Genomic DNA, 18327 nt, shown 5'->3' on the forward strand with positions numbered 1-18327 from the left:
ACTGTCTGTTAATCCCTTTGTTTTTTTTAAATTAGCTCCTTTCAAATACCTAATTATTACTAATGAAAAATTTAATAATTACGCTATGTAGCTTCATCGTTTTTTCAATTACCGCAAAAGCTCAAGTGTTCGAACCTGTAAAATGGAATACTTCAGTTGAAAAAATTTCTGATACAGAATACGATTTAATAGCCACAGCTACTATCGACAGTGGATGGCATTTATATAGTCAGAGTGTTCCGGAAGATGGCCCAATTCCTACGACTTTCAATTACACCAGATCATCTGATTTTGAATTAAACGGAAAAACGATAGAAGAGGAAGGTCATATTGTAGATGATCCTGTATTTGAAATGAAAATTAAGTTTTTTGAAGATAAAGCCGAATTCAGACAGCGTATTAAAGTACTCAATCAGGAACTATCTATCGTTAAAGGTGAAGTAGAATTTATGGTTTGTGATGATACTAAATGTTTACCACCAGATTATGTAGATCTTAGTTTTAGTATCCATACCGATAAAAAGGTAAAAGCTAGAGCTTCAAATACAAACCTTTTTCAAACTGATGTTTCCGACGATACCTCTCAAATTCTTGAGCCAGTAAAATGGGAAACAGCTGTTGAAAAAATTTCAGATTCTGAGTTTGTATTAGTTTCTCAAGCAGCTATCGATAAAGGCTGGAAATTATATTCTCAAAAGGTGCCTGAAGATGGACCACTTCCTACTGAATTTATATATAATTTACCTGAAGGAGTTGAATTAGTAGGTGAAACTTCTGAAGAAAAAGGTAAAGAAGTACTGGATAAGGTCTTTAATATGAAGATTAAATTCTTTAAAAATACAGCAGAGTTCAGACAGCAAATAAAAGTGAATTCTACAGATATTAATACTGTTGTCGGAGAAGTAGGATTTATGGCTTGCGATGATGAAAAATGTTTAACGCCGAGTTATGTTGATTTGAATTTTGACTTAACAAAAACAACTAAAGCCAAAACAGTTGAAAACGTCTCTGAATCTTCATCAAATGATAAATCAACACGTGGATTATGGTCTATATTTTTTGTCGCTTTTCTTTCTGGTTTTGTCGCTTTGCTGACACCTTGTGTGTTTCCAATGATTCCAATGACTGTGAGTTTCTTCATTAAACAAAGCCAGTCAAAAGCCAAAGGAATTCGCAATGCCATTATCTACGGATTATCTATCATCATTATTTATGTTCTATTAGGAACAATCATTACAGCTGTTTTTGGAGCAGATGCTTTAAATGCATTAGCAACTAATGTATGGTTCAATGTCATATTTTTCTTATTGTTAGTCGTATTCGCCATATCCTTTTTAGGCGCTTTTGAAATTGTACTACCAAACTCATGGGCTAATAAAGCCGATCGTCAAGCCGATCGAGGCGGTCTTATAGGAATCTTTTTTATGGCTTTAGCGCTTGCTATTGTGTCTTTTTCGTGTACAGGACCAATTGTTGGAACCATTTTGGTTGAAGCAGCTTCCAAAGGTGGAATTGCACCTGTAATTGGTATGCTTGGCTTTTCTACAGCAATTGCGTTACCATTTGCATTATTTGCAGCATTTCCGGGTTGGCTAAATTCATTACCAAAATCTGGAGGATGGCTAAACACAGTTAAAGTTGTTTTAGGATTTTTAGAATTAGCTTTGGCATTTAAATTTTTATCACAAGCCGATTTGGTATTGCAATTACATTTCTTAGAACGCGAAGTCTTTATTGCGATATGGATTGCTATTTTTGGAGCATTGTCTTTATATCTCTTCGGAAAAATTCAATTGCCTCATGACTCACCTTTAAAACATATTTCTGTTGGACGTTTGTTACTTGGATTATTGACATTATCTTTTACTGTTTATATGATTCCAGGACTTTGGGGAGCGCCTTTAAATTTAATAAGTGCCTTTCCTCCTCCATTAGATTATAGTGAATCACCTTATGGCGTAGGTAACTCAAAAGGAGGTAGTACTGTAAGCTCTCTTGATCATTCTGATTTGCCTGATGGAGCACATTTATTAGCACCACATGATATTCTTGCGTTTAACGATTATGACAAAGGTCTGGCTTATGCGAAAGAAGTTGGAAAACCTGTTATGATTGATTTTACAGGTTGGGCTTGTGTAAATTGTCGTAAGATGGAACAAAATGTTTGGGTAAAAGATAAGGTTTTAAATACTTTAAAAAATGACATCGTACTCATTTCATTATATGTTGATGATAAACGAAAACTGCCTGATGATGCTATCTCAGATTCTAAATTAAAACCTGGAAAAAAACTGAGGTATATCGGTCAGAAATGGAGTGAATTACAAACTATTAGGTATAAAACCAATACGCAACCTTTTTATGTACTGATGAATCATAATGAAGAGAATTTGATTGATCCTGTTGGTTACACACCAAATGCTGATGAATATTATGATTGGTTATCTGAAGGTATCGATAATTTTGAGAATTAATTATCTTTCAAAATAAACATCTTCAAAAGGCACACGAAAACGTGGACCATAAATGCCTTTGTCATCTCGAATACCACAACCAATAATCATGTTGATTTCTGCACCACGAGGCAAATTTAAAATTTGTTTCACTCTTAAGGTATCACTGCCTTCCATTGGGCATGTGTCATAACCAATTGCTGCCATGCTTATCATAAAATTTTGAGCTGCTAATCCAGCGCTTTTATGAGCAACGATGCGCATATCACTTTGTCTGGTTTGTCTGTAAATGGGTCTGAAAAGCCCAACAATTTGAAATATCCAGTATTTAATAAATCCTAAAACTCCCAAAACATCAAAATAGATTGTCGGAATCAGTTTTTTATAATAATCAGTGGCTTGCTGTTTTCGTTTTGTCAACCGAGGTTCTAAATCAGGTTTGTCAAATGCGTTATTTAAAAAATCGATATTTGCCTGAGCACGTTTGCGCCATAAATCTTTTCGGGTTACAACAACAACCAATTGCTGTGCTGTTTTTGCTGCATTCTGATTAAAACATGCTTTAGTTAATTTTTCTAAAGTGCCTTTTGAAGTCACATGATAAAACTCCCAGAGTTGTAAGTTACTACTTGTTGGTGCTAATGATGCATTATATAAACACTCCTTTATTTTGTTATCATCAATAGGTTGGTCTCTGTAAACTCGTGTTGAACGTCTATAAGCAATGGCTTCAGATACTGTTTTTTCCATGTAAGTAAAATACGTAATTATATGTTATAAGAAAAACCACTTATAGCACTTTAAACCAATTAAGTAGCCACATCCTAAAACTAAAGGATAACCAAGGAAAAGCCATATATAATCTAGAATTTGGAGTTTAGCAAAAGCTTTTGAACCATCACTGTTAAGTAAATCAATAAAGTCGTACCAAGATTTAAGTCCGACATTAACAATGATTCCATTAGCTATAATGGCAATGATAAGAATGAAAATTCCAATAATGTAAAGTTTTAGCATGATCTATTTTATTATGTACATTTCAATATAATAAAAAATCAGTGAAATATTCTGACACTTAAAACATCGAATCTTTTTTTTCGTTCGTATATAAATCATACCTAATATGTGCTTATGAGTTTGAAATTCAAAAAATCTTGGTTTAAATGGATGCTTAAATTATGTGTAAGCGGTATATTTTTGTTTTTAATTTTCTGGTTTTCAGTATATTTTGGTTTATGGGGAAAACTGCCTTCCAAAGCAGATATTTCAAATATTAAACAGGCAGAAGCCAGTGTTTTACTCGATACTAATAAAGAGTTATTAGGGAAGTACTTCATTTTCGATAGACAAATTGTGACGTATGAGAATCTTCCGAAACATCTTGTTGATGCATTAGTCGCTACTGAAGACGTAAGATTTTATGAGCATCATGGTGTTGATTATACAAGTTTATTTCGAGTACTTATTAAATCTATTTTATTACAAGATAATTCATCTGGAGGAGGAAGTACTATCAGTCAGCAATTGTCAAAAAACATCTATGGAAGAGGTGATTATGGTTGGTTTACAATGCCAGTAAACAAGACTAAAGAAATGATTCTTGCATCTCGTTTTGAAGATGTATATTCAAAACAAGAGATCATAGCCCTGTATTTAAATACTGTGCCTTTTAGTGAAAATGTTTTCGGAATAGAAAGCGCTTCTCAACGTTTTTTTAGTACTTCAGCTAAAGATCTCAATTTATCACAATCGGCTACATTAATAGGCACATTAAAGGCGCCTCATAGTTATAATCCGAGATTATTTCCAGAACGCAGTCAGTTTAGACGTGATGTTGTTTTACAGCAAATGGAAAAATATGAGTATATAAATCAGGATAAAAGAATAAAAACTAGTGAACAACCTTTAATTGTTAATTATAGAAAATTCAATCATGCCGAAGGCACTGCAGCATATTTTAGAGAAAAAGTAAGATTAGACGTCAATAGGATTCTGGATAGTATTGCAACCGTAAATAAGGAATCTTATAATTTATATAAAGACGGATTAAAGATTCATACAACTTTAGATATCGATATGCAGTATTATGCAGAACGTGCTATGGAAAAGCATCTCGCATCATTACAATCACAATTAGAAACCGCTTATGGGAAACGAGCCCCTTGGATTTCTAATACCTCATTAATTGATAAACGAATAAAAGAACTGCCATTATACAAACGATTGAAGGCTCAAAAACTGAGTGAAAAAGCCATCATAGATTCTTTGAATGTTAAAACTAAAAAGAGTTTGTTTTCATGGGAAGGTGAAATCCTTAAAGAGGTTTCTGTGATTGACAGTTTAAAACACACCATAAAGTTTTTAAGCACAGGATTTGTAGCTGTAAACCCTAAAAATGGTGCTGTAAAAGCATACGTTGGAGGTATCAATTTTGAACGTTTTAAGTTTGATCATGTATCTGCTTCAAAACGACAAGTTGGATCTACATTTAAACCCATTGTATATGCTGCTGCCTTAGAAAGCGGAATGGATGCATGTACCTACTACCCAGTAAAGGAAATCACATATACCAATCAAAAAGACTGGACACCAACTAATGGAAATAAAGATGAAGTAGACCGACATCTCAATTATTCGTTTGAAAAAGCCTTAAGTGAATCTGTGAACACAATAGCTGTAAAGGTGCTTGAAGATGTTGGTATAGACGCTGTTATTGAACAAGCTGATCGAATGGGAATACAATCAGAATTGCCAAAAGTACCATCACTAGCTTTAGGAACAGCACAACTTTCAATGCTGGAATTAGTAAGTGCTTACACGAGTTTTGTTAATGAAGGTCGTGTTTCAAAACCATTTTATATTACTAAAATAGAAGACAAATTAGGAAACATCATTTATGAAAAGCCAGAACTTGAAGTCACCACAGAAGCAATTTCTGAAAACACAAGGCAAATTATGGTTGAGATAATGAAATCAACAATCAATACAGGAACTGCAAAGCGCATGCGAAGTACTTATGGATTAACCAATGATTTAGCAGGAAAAACAGGAACAACTCAAAATAACAAAGATGGTTGGTTTGTAGGTTTGAGTCCTAATTTAGTGATGGCATCTTGGGTTGGTAATGACGATCATCGTATTGGTTTTAGTAACACATCTATTGGTCAAGGTGCGAATTCAGCATTGCCAATTGTAGCGTTGTTTTTAAAAGAATTAAACAAAGACTCAAAATTCAATTCCATCACCAAAGCTACCTTCGCAACACCTTCAGAAAAAACTATAACAGCTTTAGATTGTGAACCAGAAAAGCGAGACGGCTTTTTAAAACGACTTTTTACTAAAGATAAAAAAGAACGTGAGTTTGAGACAGATTCTGAAGACAAAAAGAAAAAGAAGAAAGGCATCTTTTCGTTTTTGAAGAAAAAAAGTTAACAGTTTGATTGAATATGATTTAGAGCTTTTAAATACGCTTTTACAACCAATACTCTATTTACATCGATTGTAAATTATCGATAAAACTTCTTATTTAAAATTCTAAAACTCTACTGGAAATCAACGTGGTTTTTACGTCATAAATTTATGAAGCCTATTGCAGATTGTTCTAAATGCTTTCGAATGATCTCTCACTATGGAATGACCTGTATTTCATAAAAATTAGCAAAAGAGTTATTTTTTTAATGGATAGAAATAATAAAAACAGACGTGTTAATGTATCATGTATTTCAAATAAATACTAGGCTATAGCTTAATTTCAAGCAGTCAGATAGCCAAAAACCTATAAATTTTACAACTATGAAAAACATTTACACATTACTTTGTGCCTTATTAATTTCAAATTTTGGATATGCCCAAATTCTTACATTTGATTTTGATGGCCTTGTAGGTAGTGAAGCTACTGCAAATTCAAACTTCAATAATACGAACATTTCAAACTCAACCATTTCCAGAGGATCTGGTTTAACAGCAGCCAATAACGGAAATAGATTTAATGCGACAGGTTGGACTGACTCTCCAGATATTGAAACTGCGGTTACAGATAACGACTATATGGAGTTTACCGTAACTCCAGATTCAGGTTTTGATTTAAATATATCTTCTCTGGAGGTTAACATTCAGAGGTCAGGAACTGGTCCAAGAGAAGTAATACTAAGAAGTTCTTTAGATGGATTTGTACAAAATCTTGGAGGAAGTCAAAGTTTAGACGATACTTCAGCCAGTCAAATTATAACGTTTACGTTTAACCAAAATAACATTTCAACACCAATTACATATCGATTCTACATGAGAGCAGAATCTGATGGTGGCTCTGGAGGTTTTGAAGGTACAGGAAACGATATAACCGTTAACGGTTCGGTTGTGGCCACATCAAATGATACTTCGGTTCAGTTTACGTCCACTTCAGCTTCAGTTGCTGAAGGTATTGGTACGTACAGTTTAGAATTTAGTATTACCAATGAGGATGCAGTTGCGACTACCTTTGATGTCGTGTTAACATCTGGTGATGTATCAGATATAGAGTTTTATACAACAGAAACTGTAATGTTTCCCGGAGGGTCAAGTGCTAACGAAACTGTTGTTGTGACAGTTACTGATGACGGATTGAATGAAGCTGCTGAAAATTTTGAGTTTCAAATACAAAATGTTTCAGGTGGAAATAATGCAAGTGTTGGAGTTAATGATACGTTTACCTTGACAATTGAAGCTAATGATGCACCTCCAGTAACGGAAGGATGGCAAATTATAAATGAAGATACTGAATTTACTATAGATTTTGATAATACCGTTTCTAATGTAAATATCGATGCTTTTAATGGCTCAGGAATAGTTCCGTCACCAACAAGTGGACGATTAGATTCTAATGCGTTTAGAATTGTAGGTTTATCAAGTAATCCTGGATTTAACTTTGGAGATATTGGATCAACTGATGATTTTGCAAGAGGGTCGAGTACAGGAGGTGTTGGTACTGGTGGAGTTTATGCCTTTGAAACAGAAAGTGGTAATGCTGCTTTAGGAATTCAACCAGGCGGAAGTGATTTTACTCCAGGATCTATTACTCTAAAAAGTCAAAACCAAACTGGCGAAGAAGTAACACAAATTCTTGTTGAATATACGATATATACATACAATGATCAAGATAGTAGTATTAGTTTCGATTTTGCTTGGAGCGATGACGATATCACGTTTATTGATGCACCTACATTAAATTTTACTACGCCTGAAACAGCTTCTGGAAGTCCAGAGTGGGTTTCTGAAACTAAAAGTATTCTCTTAGAAGGCTTGAGTATCAGTGATACTAATAATTTTTATTTAAGATGGTTAGGTGACGATGCAGCTTCAGGAGGTTCCAGAGATGAAATTGCTATTGATGATATTAAAGTGACTTTTAACCCTTCAGTAGCCACACCAGTAATTTACACCTATGATGGTTCTAGCTGGTCTCCTTCAGACCCTAATGGAATAGGGACAAGTATTGATAATATTATCATAAATGCTGGTAATCCAACACTTAGTGTTTCAACAACTGTAAATGATATTAATGTAGAGTCTGGAGCTGCCATTACGATTGATGCTGAGGTAAATGTTTCTGAGATTAACTTAGAATCTACCTCTTCAAATTACTCCAGTTTAATAATTACAGAAAGCGGAGTTGTTAATGGAACAGTGAATTATGCAAGATATACAAATCAGGTAGGAACAGGTGTGTCAGGTGGTAATGACCTTATCTCTGCTCCAGCAATAAGTAATGATGCATCATTTTCTAACTTTTTAACTTATGGTTTGCCAAATAATGCGTCTAAATTAGCGACCAATGGTTCTGTTTATGCATTTGGACCTTATGACAATGATTCATCATCACCAAGCTATGTTAATTTTGCGACAGATGCCAGTACTAATTTGGAAGCTGGTGTAGGATATAGAGCTGCAACTACTAGTGGTGAAACAATTAGATTTTCTGGAGATGCTAATACTTTGGATGTTTCTGTTCCTGTCGCTAGTCCGATTAATGGTAGTGAATGGAACTTGATCGGTAATCCTTATCCAAGTTATGTAAGCGCATCAGCATTTTTAAATCCTGTTAACACTGATGTGATGGATAGTGAAGCTGTTGGTATTTATGGCTATAACAATGGACAATATACTGGAAGTGCTCCAACAACTGGAAACTTTACAATTATTAACATGGCGACTTTAAACTTACCAGGAGAAAATTTCAATATTGCTCCAGGTCAAGGGTTTTTTATTGCTTCTAATGATGTTGGTGGATCGATTGAATTTAATACTACTATGCAAACTGCAGATGGATCTGATGATTACATCAGTAATAGAAATTCAAGCCCAAATTATTTACTAAAGTTGAATTTAATCGGTGAAGAGGTTCAAACTACTAGTTTTTATTTTGATGATAATTCAAGTTTAGGATTGGATGTAGGGTATGATGCAGCTGCTCTTAATATTTCAACTACAGATTTAAAATTTTACTCTCATCTGGTAGAAGAAAATTCAGGAAGGCCAATGACACTTCAGGCATTGAATATTTCAGATTTATCCGACTTAAATATTCCTTTAGGTGTAAACATGAATCAAGGTGAACAAATCACAATAAGTATAGAGGATTCAAACATACCTGAATCTATAAATGTTTATTTAGAAGATGCAGTTGAAAATGCGATTGTGTTGCTTAATGACACAGATTATTCTGTAACCTCTCCAACAACGATATCAGGAACTGGTCGATTCTATTTAAGATTTTCAGAAGATGTGTTATCAACTATTGAAAATGATCTAACTAATATAAATGTATTTGCATCTAACAGCTCTCAGCAGATTATAGTTAGCGGACAACTTCAAAAATCCACAACATTTGAATTACATGATATTCAAGGTCGACGTATAATGTCCTCAGAGCTTAATGAATCTGAATTAGAAAATCGAGTAAATGTTTCAACTTTGAGCGATGGTGTATATATAGTCACAATTAAAAACAATACTGTACATAAATCTCAAAAAGTAATCATAAAATAAAATGTATAAGATGAAAGATAATCTGTCTAAAAATAAAATAACCAGAAAAGAAGCCTTAAATAAGATAGGGAAATATGCAGCTTTAACGGCTATTGGAACCTTTGTGGTGCTCAATCCAAAACAAGCTCAAGCGTCTTCACCTCCAGATCCAGGTGGAAATCCCTTCGATTAAACAAAAAAAAGTGTGTCTTAAAAAAGATGCACTTTTTTTGTTTGAATATGTGAAAATAGTGTTCTTATTTATTATTACTCTAAAGGCTATTCGGTAAATATTAAACCGCTCTCGTACATTAATTGGGTGCTTTCGTCCTAAGTTGGTTGTAAAAAGTAAAGTGCTGCCTTACTTTTAACTGTCTTCAAATCTGATCTATATCTTAAATGTAAGCATAACAACTTCATTTATTATACGCTATTAATTTTATTTCAGCTCTTAAAAGGGTATTACTAACCAATAAAAACAATCAATTATGTTTAAAAAATCAATTGCATCTTTAATGATGCTAGCACTGATGTTTACATTCTCTACGACTGTAAATGCTCAAGAATCTGAAGACTATACAATGTGGCAAAGTGTCATGTTAACACCAGACTACACCAAGTTGAAAACATTGGGTGAAAATATGCGTAAACACAATGAGACCTATCATAAGGAAGGACCTTACAAAGCTACAGTGTTTAATATTACAGCTGGACCAAACGCAGGAAGCATGATATGGCAAATGGGACCACTCATGTTTAAGCATGGTGATGATCGGCCTGGAGATGGTGGTCATGATGCTGACTGGCGAGATAATGTCATGCCATACATAAAAAAGATTCATACGATTGAGTATTGGTCTCAGGATGATGAAAAATCAAATACCAGTATGTTAACAAGTCCTGAGTTTAGTCATCCTATATTATTTATCAGGTATTTTGAAGTTTCTGATGATCATGACTATACAATGAACAACCACTTCAAACAAGTAAGCGAAACAATTAAGTCAATGCCAGGAGACAATCCTTGGGGATTGTATTATAATCAGTTTTTACAAGGTGATTTAGGACGTCATGTTGCAGGTGTACGCTTTTACAAAGACTGGAAAGACTTTGATAAGGACAGAGAATTTAAGGCTGCTTACAAAAAATTGTTTGGAGCAGATCAATGGGATGTATTTATAGAAAACATTAATGATACATTTACAAATCAGTGGGATGAAATTTGGGTGTATAATAAGAATTTAAGTGGAGATTAGTCTAATTTAGTTTTATGTTTGAAAAAACCGCTCAATTGAGCGGTTTTTTTAATAAATGGGGTTAATTTAATGTTGATTTTTCCAAGTATGTAAATGCAGTTGTTGTGATATATTTTTCTGTAAAATCTAAAAGCAAACAAGTTACTATAACATGTCATCATTATTGTGCGCATATTCCTCTTTATAAATACGCACAATTATTAATAGAAGGCTAACGAGTAAAGGCCCAAAAATAAGGCCCATAAACCCAAACAACGGAATCCCTACCAATACACCAATAAGTGTAATTAGAGGATGAACATTATCTAGTTTTTTTAACACAAACAATCGAATAAGGTTGTCAGTAGCTCCTACAATTAGAATGCCATAAATTAGAATTCCCCATGCCTGAAAAGTTTCGCCATTAGTAATGCTTAATATAAAAACAGGAATGGTACCGAGCATACTACCAACAAAAGGAATCATTGAGCCAATGGTCACTATTACAGCCCAAAAAAATGGATTTGGTATTCCAAAAATAAAAAATCCAATAAGAGCAACACCACCCTGAGCAACGGCGACAAGCGGTATACCTAAGGCATTAGCTTTGACCATTTCATAAACATCATCTTCCATGAGTTTTAAGTTGTCTTTACCAATTGGAATGTATTTATAAATAGATTCTCTAACCTTATTTCTATTAATCAGCATGAAGTACAATAAAAAATACATCAATGCGATAGCAATAAATCCGTTGAAGGTGCTTCCTAAAAATGCCTGAGAATTTTCCGATAGCCAACCAGATATTTTATCTGTTTGAATTTGTGAGGTGAGATCATAATTTAAAAAAGATTCTAAGGAGTTGAGTTCAGTTTTAAACACCTTTATAATCTTCTCAGAATTGTCTATTGCATTACCAATTTTATTGCTCAACATTAATATAACTCCAGCTAAAGGAATAGTAATAACAATAAAAGAAATAAACATTAAAACGCCAGCAGCAAGCATAGAGTTCCAACCCTTACTTTCTAATTTACTCATAAATTTTTTTAGCAATACAAAAAGTGTTATCGCTCCAAGAACACCAGATAAATAGGGAGAAAGCTCTTTGAAAATTAATATGCCAATCGACAGTATTAATAATAGTATAAAAATCTGTCTTATGGTTTTTGCCTTTATCATAACGTTTTAGTTGTTTCTGAGAACTTTTATTAATTCTTCTTTATTCATCTTAGACCTACCATCAATACCAACATTTTTTGCTTGTTCGTAAAGTTCGTCTTTTGTCCATTCTTCATAAGGGCTAGCTTTACCACCTTTCTTTCCAGAATTGGTTGTATTTGCAATACGCGCTGCTTTTTCCTTACTATAGCCTTTATCTTTAAGGGCTTCATACTGATCTTCATTTTTAATTCTTGAACCTGCCATTTCTCTTTAGTTAAAATAATTTATATCGTTAATTAAATAAAAAGCCTTGTTATGTTTTAACACAGACAAGATAAATATTAGCTGAAATAGATTTTTTAATTATGATTTTCAAGATGTTATAGTTGGTTTTATGTAAAAGAAAATAATAGCATATATAAAAGAAAAACATGAGTGGTTTGATGATATTTATTACAAATGGTTCAATCATAATTTTATTATAGCACTGTTTTAAATAATTAAATGATGACTTTTGCAATTCCTGACTTAAGTTTACAATATGATGATTAATCTATTTTCAAAAGACATTTGGAGCCTCAAATTATTTATAATACCTATTCTAATGTTAGGTTTTAGTCCTCTGATGTATTCTCAAGAAACTTCAAAAGAAATTTCTAAAAGCATTTATATGATATCCAACTTAGGTTTGGATAATAATTATAATTCTGATGCCATACTAAAGGCGATAGTTGAAGCGTCTAAAAATGATTCGAATGCAACTTTTATTGCATTAGGAAACACTACAAGACCTAGTGGTTATAGAAAAAACTATGAAGCTAGAAAAAGTGACGAAGCATTTCTTAGGTCTCAGGTTTTAGAGCCTTTATCTGGTTTTAATGGTCAGATTGTTTTTATTCCTGGAAAAAACGAGTGGAATAAAGGTGGTCATAAAAATATTGATGATCTCGAATCTTTTTTACAAGATAACAGTGAGGCAAAATTTTGGCCAAACGATGGCTGTCCTTTAGAACGGGAAACCTTAAGTGATGACGTAGAATTGCTCATGGTAGATACCCAGTGGTATCTTGAAGATTGGGATAAACATCCTTATATTAACAATGATTGTGAGATAAAAACAAGAGAACAATTTTTTATTGAGTTTAAAGACGAACTCAAAGATGAACAGAATAAAACCATTGTGGTCGCTTTACACCATCCTATATTAACAGCTACACGTCAAGGATTTATTAATCGTATGGGTGGACTTTCAAAACAAGCGTATTATCATGATGACATGCAGTATCTAGTTGGTCGATTAGAAACTTTAGCAAGTCAGTTTAATGATGTCATTTTTGTATCTGGAAGCGATAAGAATTTGCAGTTTTTAAAGGATGATGGTATACCGCAAATTATCAGTGGAGCAGTAGGAAATACTAAAAAAGCAAATCCAGATTTTGAAGATGGTCATTATAGTTCTGCTGAACATGGGTTTTCAAAACTCAATATTTACAAAGATGGAAGCTCAGAAGTTGAAATATATACCGTAACTGGAAACCAGACGGCTAAGGCGTTTTCTTCTATTATAAAGTTGAAAAAAGGAACTCTAGAAGATTTTGAGTACCACACAAAACAAGACTTTGCTTCTACACATAAAGCTTCTATTTATTCAGAAGAAGAAGTGAATAAATCAGGATTCTACAAATGGTTTTGGGGTAATCATTACAGAGAAATTTATGGAAGAGACATTGAAGCTCCAGTATTATTTCTCCAGGATTTACCACATAATGTTAGAGCAATTACTGAAGGTGGCGGAAATCAATCCAGAAGCTTACGATTAATGGATGATAATAAACATGAATATACCGTTAGAGAACTCCGTAAAAGTGCTGTAAGATTTATACAATCTAGAATTAAGGATCATTATGTAATAGAATATGCAAATAATACTGTTGTCGAGGATATTATTCAAGATTATTATACCACAGCGCAACCTTACGCACAATTTGCTATAAACGAACTTTTAGATGCTATAGATATAGCACATGCCAATCCTAAAATTGTATATCTGCCAAAACAAAAAAGGTTAGGTCGTTTCAATAAAAATTATGGAGACAAGCTCTATATGTTTGAAAAACATGTTGGTGATGAAAACAAGAGTTTTAAAACATTTGGTAATGCAGATGACATTATTAGTACAAAAGATCTATTAATTGAATTGCGAGAAGATAAAGATGTAAAAATAGATGAAGATAGTTACTTAAGAGCACGCTTGTTTGATATGCTTATTGGAGATTGGGACAGACATGCAGATCAATGGCGTTGGGCTCTGCACGAGCAAAGTGACGGAACTCAACTTTATAAACCAATTCCTAGAGATCGTGATCAGGCATTCCCAAAATATGATGGTGTATTTCCATTTATACTAAAAGCAGTATCTCCATTAGCACGAAATATGCAGACCTATGCTCCTGAAATGCATAATGTTAAAACATTCAATAATTCTGTATATTATTTAGATAAAAACTTTATCAATAGAGCAGAATGGAACGATTGGAAAAAGCAGGCAGAAACCATTCAGAATGAATTAACAGATAAGGTCATTGATAGTGCCTTTGCAAACCTCTTAGAAGATACTCAAGATGAGAGTATCGATAGTATAAAATCCATTCTAAAACAACGACGTCAACATATGGTTTCGATTGCCAGAGATTATTACGATTATTTTAAGAAGCATGAAATCATAGTGGCTACAAACAAAGACAATACAATTGATGTGTTAAGACATCCAAACGGAAAAACAACAATTACTATCAGTCAAAAAGACAACATCATTTTTGAAAACACTTATCTAAAAGATGAAACAAAAGAAATATGGATGTATGCACTCGATGGTGATGATACAATTTCAGTGTCAGGCGAAGGAAGTGATTACATCAAACTCAAAATTTTTGGAGGCGAAGAGCATGATATTTATAATATAACTAATAAACGAGCCGTAAAGGTTTATGATTATAAATCTAAAGACAACACCTTTAATACTTCGGTGTCTAAAACGCTAACAGACTCTTATGATATTAATAATTTTGATCCTCAAAAACGTCAATATTCAAATAATGTATTGCTGCCAAGTGTTGGGTTTGATCCAGACGCTGGATTTAGTGCAGGAATAGCAAATACGTTTACCACCTATGGCTTATTAAGAAACCCATTTACGACACGACATACTTTAAGTGCTTCATACTATTCAGCCAATCAGGGTTTTGAATTCACTTATAATGGTGAGTTTGCACACGTATTCTATAACTGGAATTTAGCTGTTGATGCTCGTATTACCAGCGCAAATTATGCCATTAATTTTTTTGGTGTTGGAAACGAAACCAATTACGATGAAGACGATGTTGATATGGATTTTAATCGTACCAAAATTAGCCAGTGGCATTTTGAACCTTCTTTAATTTACAAAACAAGTGGTAATGTAAGTGCTCATGTATCAGCACGCGTAGAGTCACATAAAGTTGAAGATTCTGAAAATGGTTTCACTCAAGCATTCTTCAATTCAGATGATGATATTTTCGAGAATCAGGTTTATGCAGGAGGTGAAATAGGAATTAATTTTAATAATAAAAGTAATCTGCTTGCGTTTCCTAGAAGAGGCATGCAATTTGCTTTCGTTGCAGGTTATAAACAAACTATCGATTCTAAATTTGATAACAAATTTTCTTATGTATCACCAACAGTTTCGTTAATTTATCCAATTCATGAAAGCGGATTAGCAACATTAGCCACCAAAGCTAAGGCAAATTTTATTCTTGGTGATTCGTATGCGTTTTATCACGCAGCCACAGTTGGTGGAAATACAAGTTTACGAGGCTATAGAAATGAACGGTTTTTAGGTCAAACCTCATTTTTTCAAACCACAGATTTGAGAGTTTGTTTTATAGAAACACGCACAGGATTCATTCCTCTACGAATCGGAGTTACAGGTGGATTTGATTTTGGTCGTGTCTGGAATGAGAATGGTAATTCTAACAAATGGCATAATAGTTATGGAGGTTCGGTTTTTATAAACGGTTTTCAAGCACTTACCGCTAATATAGGCTATTACAAAAGTGTTGAGGACAGTCGTATTATATTTACAGCAGGATTTCGTTTTTAATCTTTAAAGTGATTTTACATACAGACGTAAATTTTTTCTTATATACAGCGTAAACTCTGCATATCATTCTTTATTATATGTTATAATTAATTACATAACAATAAGAAACTTATGACTCCATTAAAAGAAAAACAATACTGTAAAAATACATTGCACAGAAAAATTAAAACATGAAGAAGTTTTAATGGTTCTCAAGGGTATGAAGCATTAGAGTTTACCTTATAGACAAGGGATTTTAATTTCTGGCTTTAAAAAAGCAGTGGTTGACGTTCTAGTTAACAAAGCTTATGGCGATACTAAAAAGGAATTATTTCATAAAATATCAACAGAACTATCAACCAAAAAACAAAACCCTTGTATTTATTACGATACAAGGGTTAATTGTGGAGTCGGAGAGAATCGAACTCTCGTCCAAACAAGCTATTAAAGAGCTTTCTACACGTTTAGTCTTTTATTAGGTTTTAGATGGTAAGCTGGCAAAAGACAACCTACTTCCCACTTAGCTTCTTTATCTCGAAAAGGTACCGAAGCATTACCTTATCTAAGTCAATATTTACGATGCCTCTAATAAGAACGCCATTAACCAAGGCTTTCTGGAGACATTTAGCCTTCCTACCTCGTAGGAACTAGCACAATCTTACTGTAATTCAGATTACGCAGCTAAAGCGTAGTTATTCTCGCCGTTTAAAAAGTTGACCTAGCCTTTTACGTGTTTCAAAGTCATTACACGACGTGCTTACCATTTAATGAGTCTCGCTGTCAAAACCAGTCGACCCCTTAATGAGATAGCAAACTTTTATTTTGCGTAATCGAATTAATCCTGAATTAATTTATTCATACATACTTATTTTAAATTTAGGTATTCATGAATCTTCGATGTCAGGATCTCATCAACATATCTCTGATAATTATTTTAGCGTTCCCTTACAGGTCAGGCTTTCCGATATATCTTTTTGTTAGGTCACCTTGAGCGCAGTCGAAAGGTCAGTCAAAAACAAAAGGATGTTGCTTCAAATGCCGAGCATTCACGAACTCATATTTATTAAAATAATAATAACGTGAGTAACCCTTAACGCAGAATGCAAAGTTATTGAAAACTATTCATACTTCCACTATTAAAAGTTAAGCAAATAGTATTCCAAAATCACATTCTTGACATTATTGCAGGTTCACATCTGGATATTTAGATTTTATAAGCATAAATACACCATACAGGGCAATGCCTAAGGCTACGAGTCCAAGAACGATAGATCCAAATTCATCTTGTAAAAAGTTAAAGGCATTCGCCCTGTTAACTTTTTCACCATTGCTTTGAAATCCAGCTTTAAAGAATAAAAAAGACATGATAGCAACAACAATGCCTCTTGCTGTAAAGCCCATTTTTCCAGATTTAATTAGCATATTTTGTGCGCTGGCATCAATATCTGTATGTTCAATCTCTTCTCTGTACTTGCCAGAGTATGCCTTATAAAACTCATAAATGCTTTTTCCTGCTAAGGCAATTGCGATTAATATTGCTATGATATTACCGTATTCAGAATTTAATATATCTGTAACATAACTAGAACCATTACTGGAATTTCCCATGCTCATTTTAAACGCTGAAAACGCAAGAAAACCATAAACTAATCCACTAATGAAATAGCTAGCTCTCATAAAATAACCTTTAGCATCGTCATCATGATTTTTTAAGTTTGCAACAGCTTGATAGAATCTATAGAATAAGTAACCAGATAATCCAATACCAATGAGAATTAACAATATCCTTCCATAAGATTGTTCGGCTAAAAATTGAAGTGCATCCTTTTTACTTGTTTTATTTCCACCTTGATTAAAAGCTGCGAGAGCTGTCAATACACCAATAAGAACGTAGACAATACCCTTTGAAGCTATACCAATGCGCGAAAGTGTTTTCTTTTTAGAACCCATTTGAATTTGTTTTTTGTTAGAGTTAATTTAATAAACTTACATTTCATAAATTCAATTAGCGTTATCACAATTTTTTGTAACTTAATTCATTTAAATACAGTTTATTAAAAAACGAATTGTAAGCAATATCAAGTAAATATGATTAAAGAAGGTTCAAAAGTCCAATGGAAATGGGGAAACGGAACAGCAACTGGAAAAGTTCAGGAAACCTATACTAAAACAGTTACAAAAACCATTAAGGGAAATGAGGTTACCCGAAAAGGAGAACAAGGTAATAAAGCATTGTATATCAAACAAGATGATGGTAATTACGTTTTAAAAAGTGAAAGAGAAGTTGAACGAACAGATTGATTATTTAATCAATAACCTGTTTGTTTAAGCCATAAAATCAGCTTATTTTCGTGAA

Annotated in this window: 12 protein-coding genes and 1 other RNA gene; 7 read left to right on the top strand and 6 right to left on the bottom strand. The window is 33.3% G+C overall.

Going from position 1 to position 18327, the window contains the following annotated elements; genetic code table 11:
• The first annotated feature begins 62 nt into the window (after positions 1–62).
• Entirely contained in the window at positions 63–2474 is a 2412-nt protein-coding gene (locus ACRHNM_RS10795; protein ID WP_431136442.1) for a protein-disulfide reductase DsbD domain-containing protein, read from the top strand.
• Here ACRHNM_RS10795 and ACRHNM_RS10800 read toward each other — a convergent pair whose 3' ends face one another.
• Positions 2475–3203 (bottom strand): nitroreductase family protein, encoded by a 729-nt coding sequence (locus ACRHNM_RS10800; protein ID WP_431136444.1) that lies wholly within the window; start codon positions 3201–3203, stop codon positions 2475–2477.
• A 24-nt stretch (positions 3204–3227) separates the two neighbouring features.
• Positions 3228–3470 carry a DUF7672 family protein gene (locus ACRHNM_RS10805; RefSeq protein WP_431136445.1) on the bottom strand — a complete coding sequence of 81 codons (243 nt, stop codon included), beginning with the start codon at positions 3468–3470 and terminating at the stop codon, positions 3228–3230.
• A gap of 114 nt (positions 3471–3584) precedes the next feature.
• On the opposite strand from ACRHNM_RS10805, the gene ACRHNM_RS10810 reads away from it, so the two are divergent.
• From ACRHNM_RS10810 to ACRHNM_RS10825, 4 genes are all read left to right on the top strand, one after another.
• Positions 3585–5885, top strand: coding sequence for a transglycosylase domain-containing protein (locus ACRHNM_RS10810; RefSeq protein ID WP_431136447.1), 2301 nt, complete (start codon positions 3585–3587; stop codon positions 5883–5885).
• 360 nt (positions 5886–6245) lie between these two features.
• On the top strand, positions 6246–9476 hold the full coding sequence (locus ACRHNM_RS10815; RefSeq protein WP_431136449.1) for a T9SS type A sorting domain-containing protein: 3231 nt from the start codon (positions 6246–6248) through the stop codon (positions 9474–9476).
• Between the two features lie 10 nt (positions 9477–9486).
• Positions 9487–9648, top strand: a complete 162-nt coding sequence (locus ACRHNM_RS10820) for a hypothetical protein (RefSeq protein WP_431136451.1) — start codon at positions 9487–9489, stop codon at positions 9646–9648.
• Positions 9649–9943: 295 nt separating this feature from the next.
• Positions 9944–10711, top strand: a complete 768-nt coding sequence (locus tag ACRHNM_RS10825) for a hypothetical protein (RefSeq protein ID WP_431136453.1) — start codon at positions 9944–9946, stop codon at positions 10709–10711.
• 144 nt (positions 10712–10855) lie between these two features.
• On the opposite strand, the gene ACRHNM_RS10830 is transcribed toward ACRHNM_RS10825, so the two are convergent.
• Together ACRHNM_RS10830 and ACRHNM_RS10835 are read right to left on the bottom strand one after the other, a co-directional pair.
• Positions 10856–11872 (bottom strand): AI-2E family transporter, encoded by a 1017-nt coding sequence (locus tag ACRHNM_RS10830; RefSeq protein ID WP_431136455.1) that lies wholly within the window; start codon positions 11870–11872, stop codon positions 10856–10858.
• Positions 11873–11878: 6 nt separating this feature from the next.
• Positions 11879–12118, bottom strand: coding sequence for a DUF7218 family protein (locus tag ACRHNM_RS10835; protein ID WP_431136457.1), 240 nt, complete (start codon positions 12116–12118; stop codon positions 11879–11881).
• A gap of 277 nt (positions 12119–12395) precedes the next feature.
• Here ACRHNM_RS10835 and ACRHNM_RS10840 point away from each other — a divergent pair, with 277 nt between their 5' ends.
• Positions 12396–15992: a metallophosphatase gene (locus ACRHNM_RS10840; protein ID WP_431136459.1), complete on the top strand. Its 3597-nt coding sequence runs from the start codon at positions 12396–12398 to the stop codon at positions 15990–15992.
• Positions 15993–16373: 381 nt separating this feature from the next.
• Here ACRHNM_RS10840 and ssrA read toward each other — a convergent pair.
• Both ssrA and ACRHNM_RS10850 read right to left on the bottom strand, forming a co-directional pair.
• Positions 16374–16769: a transfer-messenger RNA gene (gene ssrA / locus ACRHNM_RS10845) on the bottom strand.
• Between the two features lie 381 nt (positions 16770–17150).
• Complete coding sequence (locus tag ACRHNM_RS10850; protein ID WP_431136461.1) at positions 17151–17921, bottom strand: DUF1206 domain-containing protein; 771 nt, start codon at positions 17919–17921, stop codon at positions 17151–17153.
• 138 nt (positions 17922–18059) lie between these two features.
• Between ACRHNM_RS10850 and ACRHNM_RS10855 the strand changes: the two genes are divergently transcribed.
• The gene (locus ACRHNM_RS10855) at positions 18060–18272 is read left to right on the top strand and encodes a DUF2945 domain-containing protein (RefSeq protein WP_431136462.1); all 213 of its coding nucleotides are present in this window, start codon (positions 18060–18062) and stop codon (positions 18270–18272) included.
• The last annotated feature ends 55 nt before the right edge of the window (positions 18273–18327 follow it).

This window comes from Psychroserpens mesophilus, assembly GCF_050617655.1.
Classification (GTDB): domain Bacteria; phylum Bacteroidota; class Bacteroidia; order Flavobacteriales; family Flavobacteriaceae; genus Psychroserpens; species Psychroserpens mesophilus_A.

Excerpts from the sequence above, each read along its gene's own strand:
- ACRHNM_RS10795 (WP_431136442.1), top strand. The coding sequence starts at position 63 with ATGAAAAATTTAATAATTACGCTATGTAGCTTCATCGTTTTTTCAATT.
- ACRHNM_RS10800 (WP_431136444.1), bottom strand. The coding sequence starts at position 3,203 with ATGGAAAAAACAGTATCTGAAGCCATTGCTTATAGACGTTCAACACGA.
- ACRHNM_RS10805 (WP_431136445.1), bottom strand. The coding sequence starts at position 3,470 with ATGCTAAAACTTTACATTATTGGAATTTTCATTCTTATCATTGCCATT.
- ACRHNM_RS10810 (WP_431136447.1), top strand. The coding sequence starts at position 3,585 with ATGAGTTTGAAATTCAAAAAATCTTGGTTTAAATGGATGCTTAAATTA.
- ACRHNM_RS10815 (WP_431136449.1), top strand. The coding sequence starts at position 6,246 with ATGAAAAACATTTACACATTACTTTGTGCCTTATTAATTTCAAATTTT.
- ACRHNM_RS10820 (WP_431136451.1), top strand. The coding sequence starts at position 9,487 with ATGAAAGATAATCTGTCTAAAAATAAAATAACCAGAAAAGAAGCCTTA.
- ACRHNM_RS10825 (WP_431136453.1), top strand. The coding sequence starts at position 9,944 with ATGTTTAAAAAATCAATTGCATCTTTAATGATGCTAGCACTGATGTTT.
- ACRHNM_RS10830 (WP_431136455.1), bottom strand. The coding sequence starts at position 11,872 with ATGATAAAGGCAAAAACCATAAGACAGATTTTTATACTATTATTAATA.
- ACRHNM_RS10835 (WP_431136457.1), bottom strand. The coding sequence starts at position 12,118 with ATGGCAGGTTCAAGAATTAAAAATGAAGATCAGTATGAAGCCCTTAAA.
- ACRHNM_RS10840 (WP_431136459.1), top strand. The coding sequence starts at position 12,396 with ATGATGATTAATCTATTTTCAAAAGACATTTGGAGCCTCAAATTATTT.
- ACRHNM_RS10850 (WP_431136461.1), bottom strand. The coding sequence starts at position 17,921 with ATGGGTTCTAAAAAGAAAACACTTTCGCGCATTGGTATAGCTTCAAAG.
- ACRHNM_RS10855 (WP_431136462.1), top strand. The coding sequence starts at position 18,060 with ATGATTAAAGAAGGTTCAAAAGTCCAATGGAAATGGGGAAACGGAACA.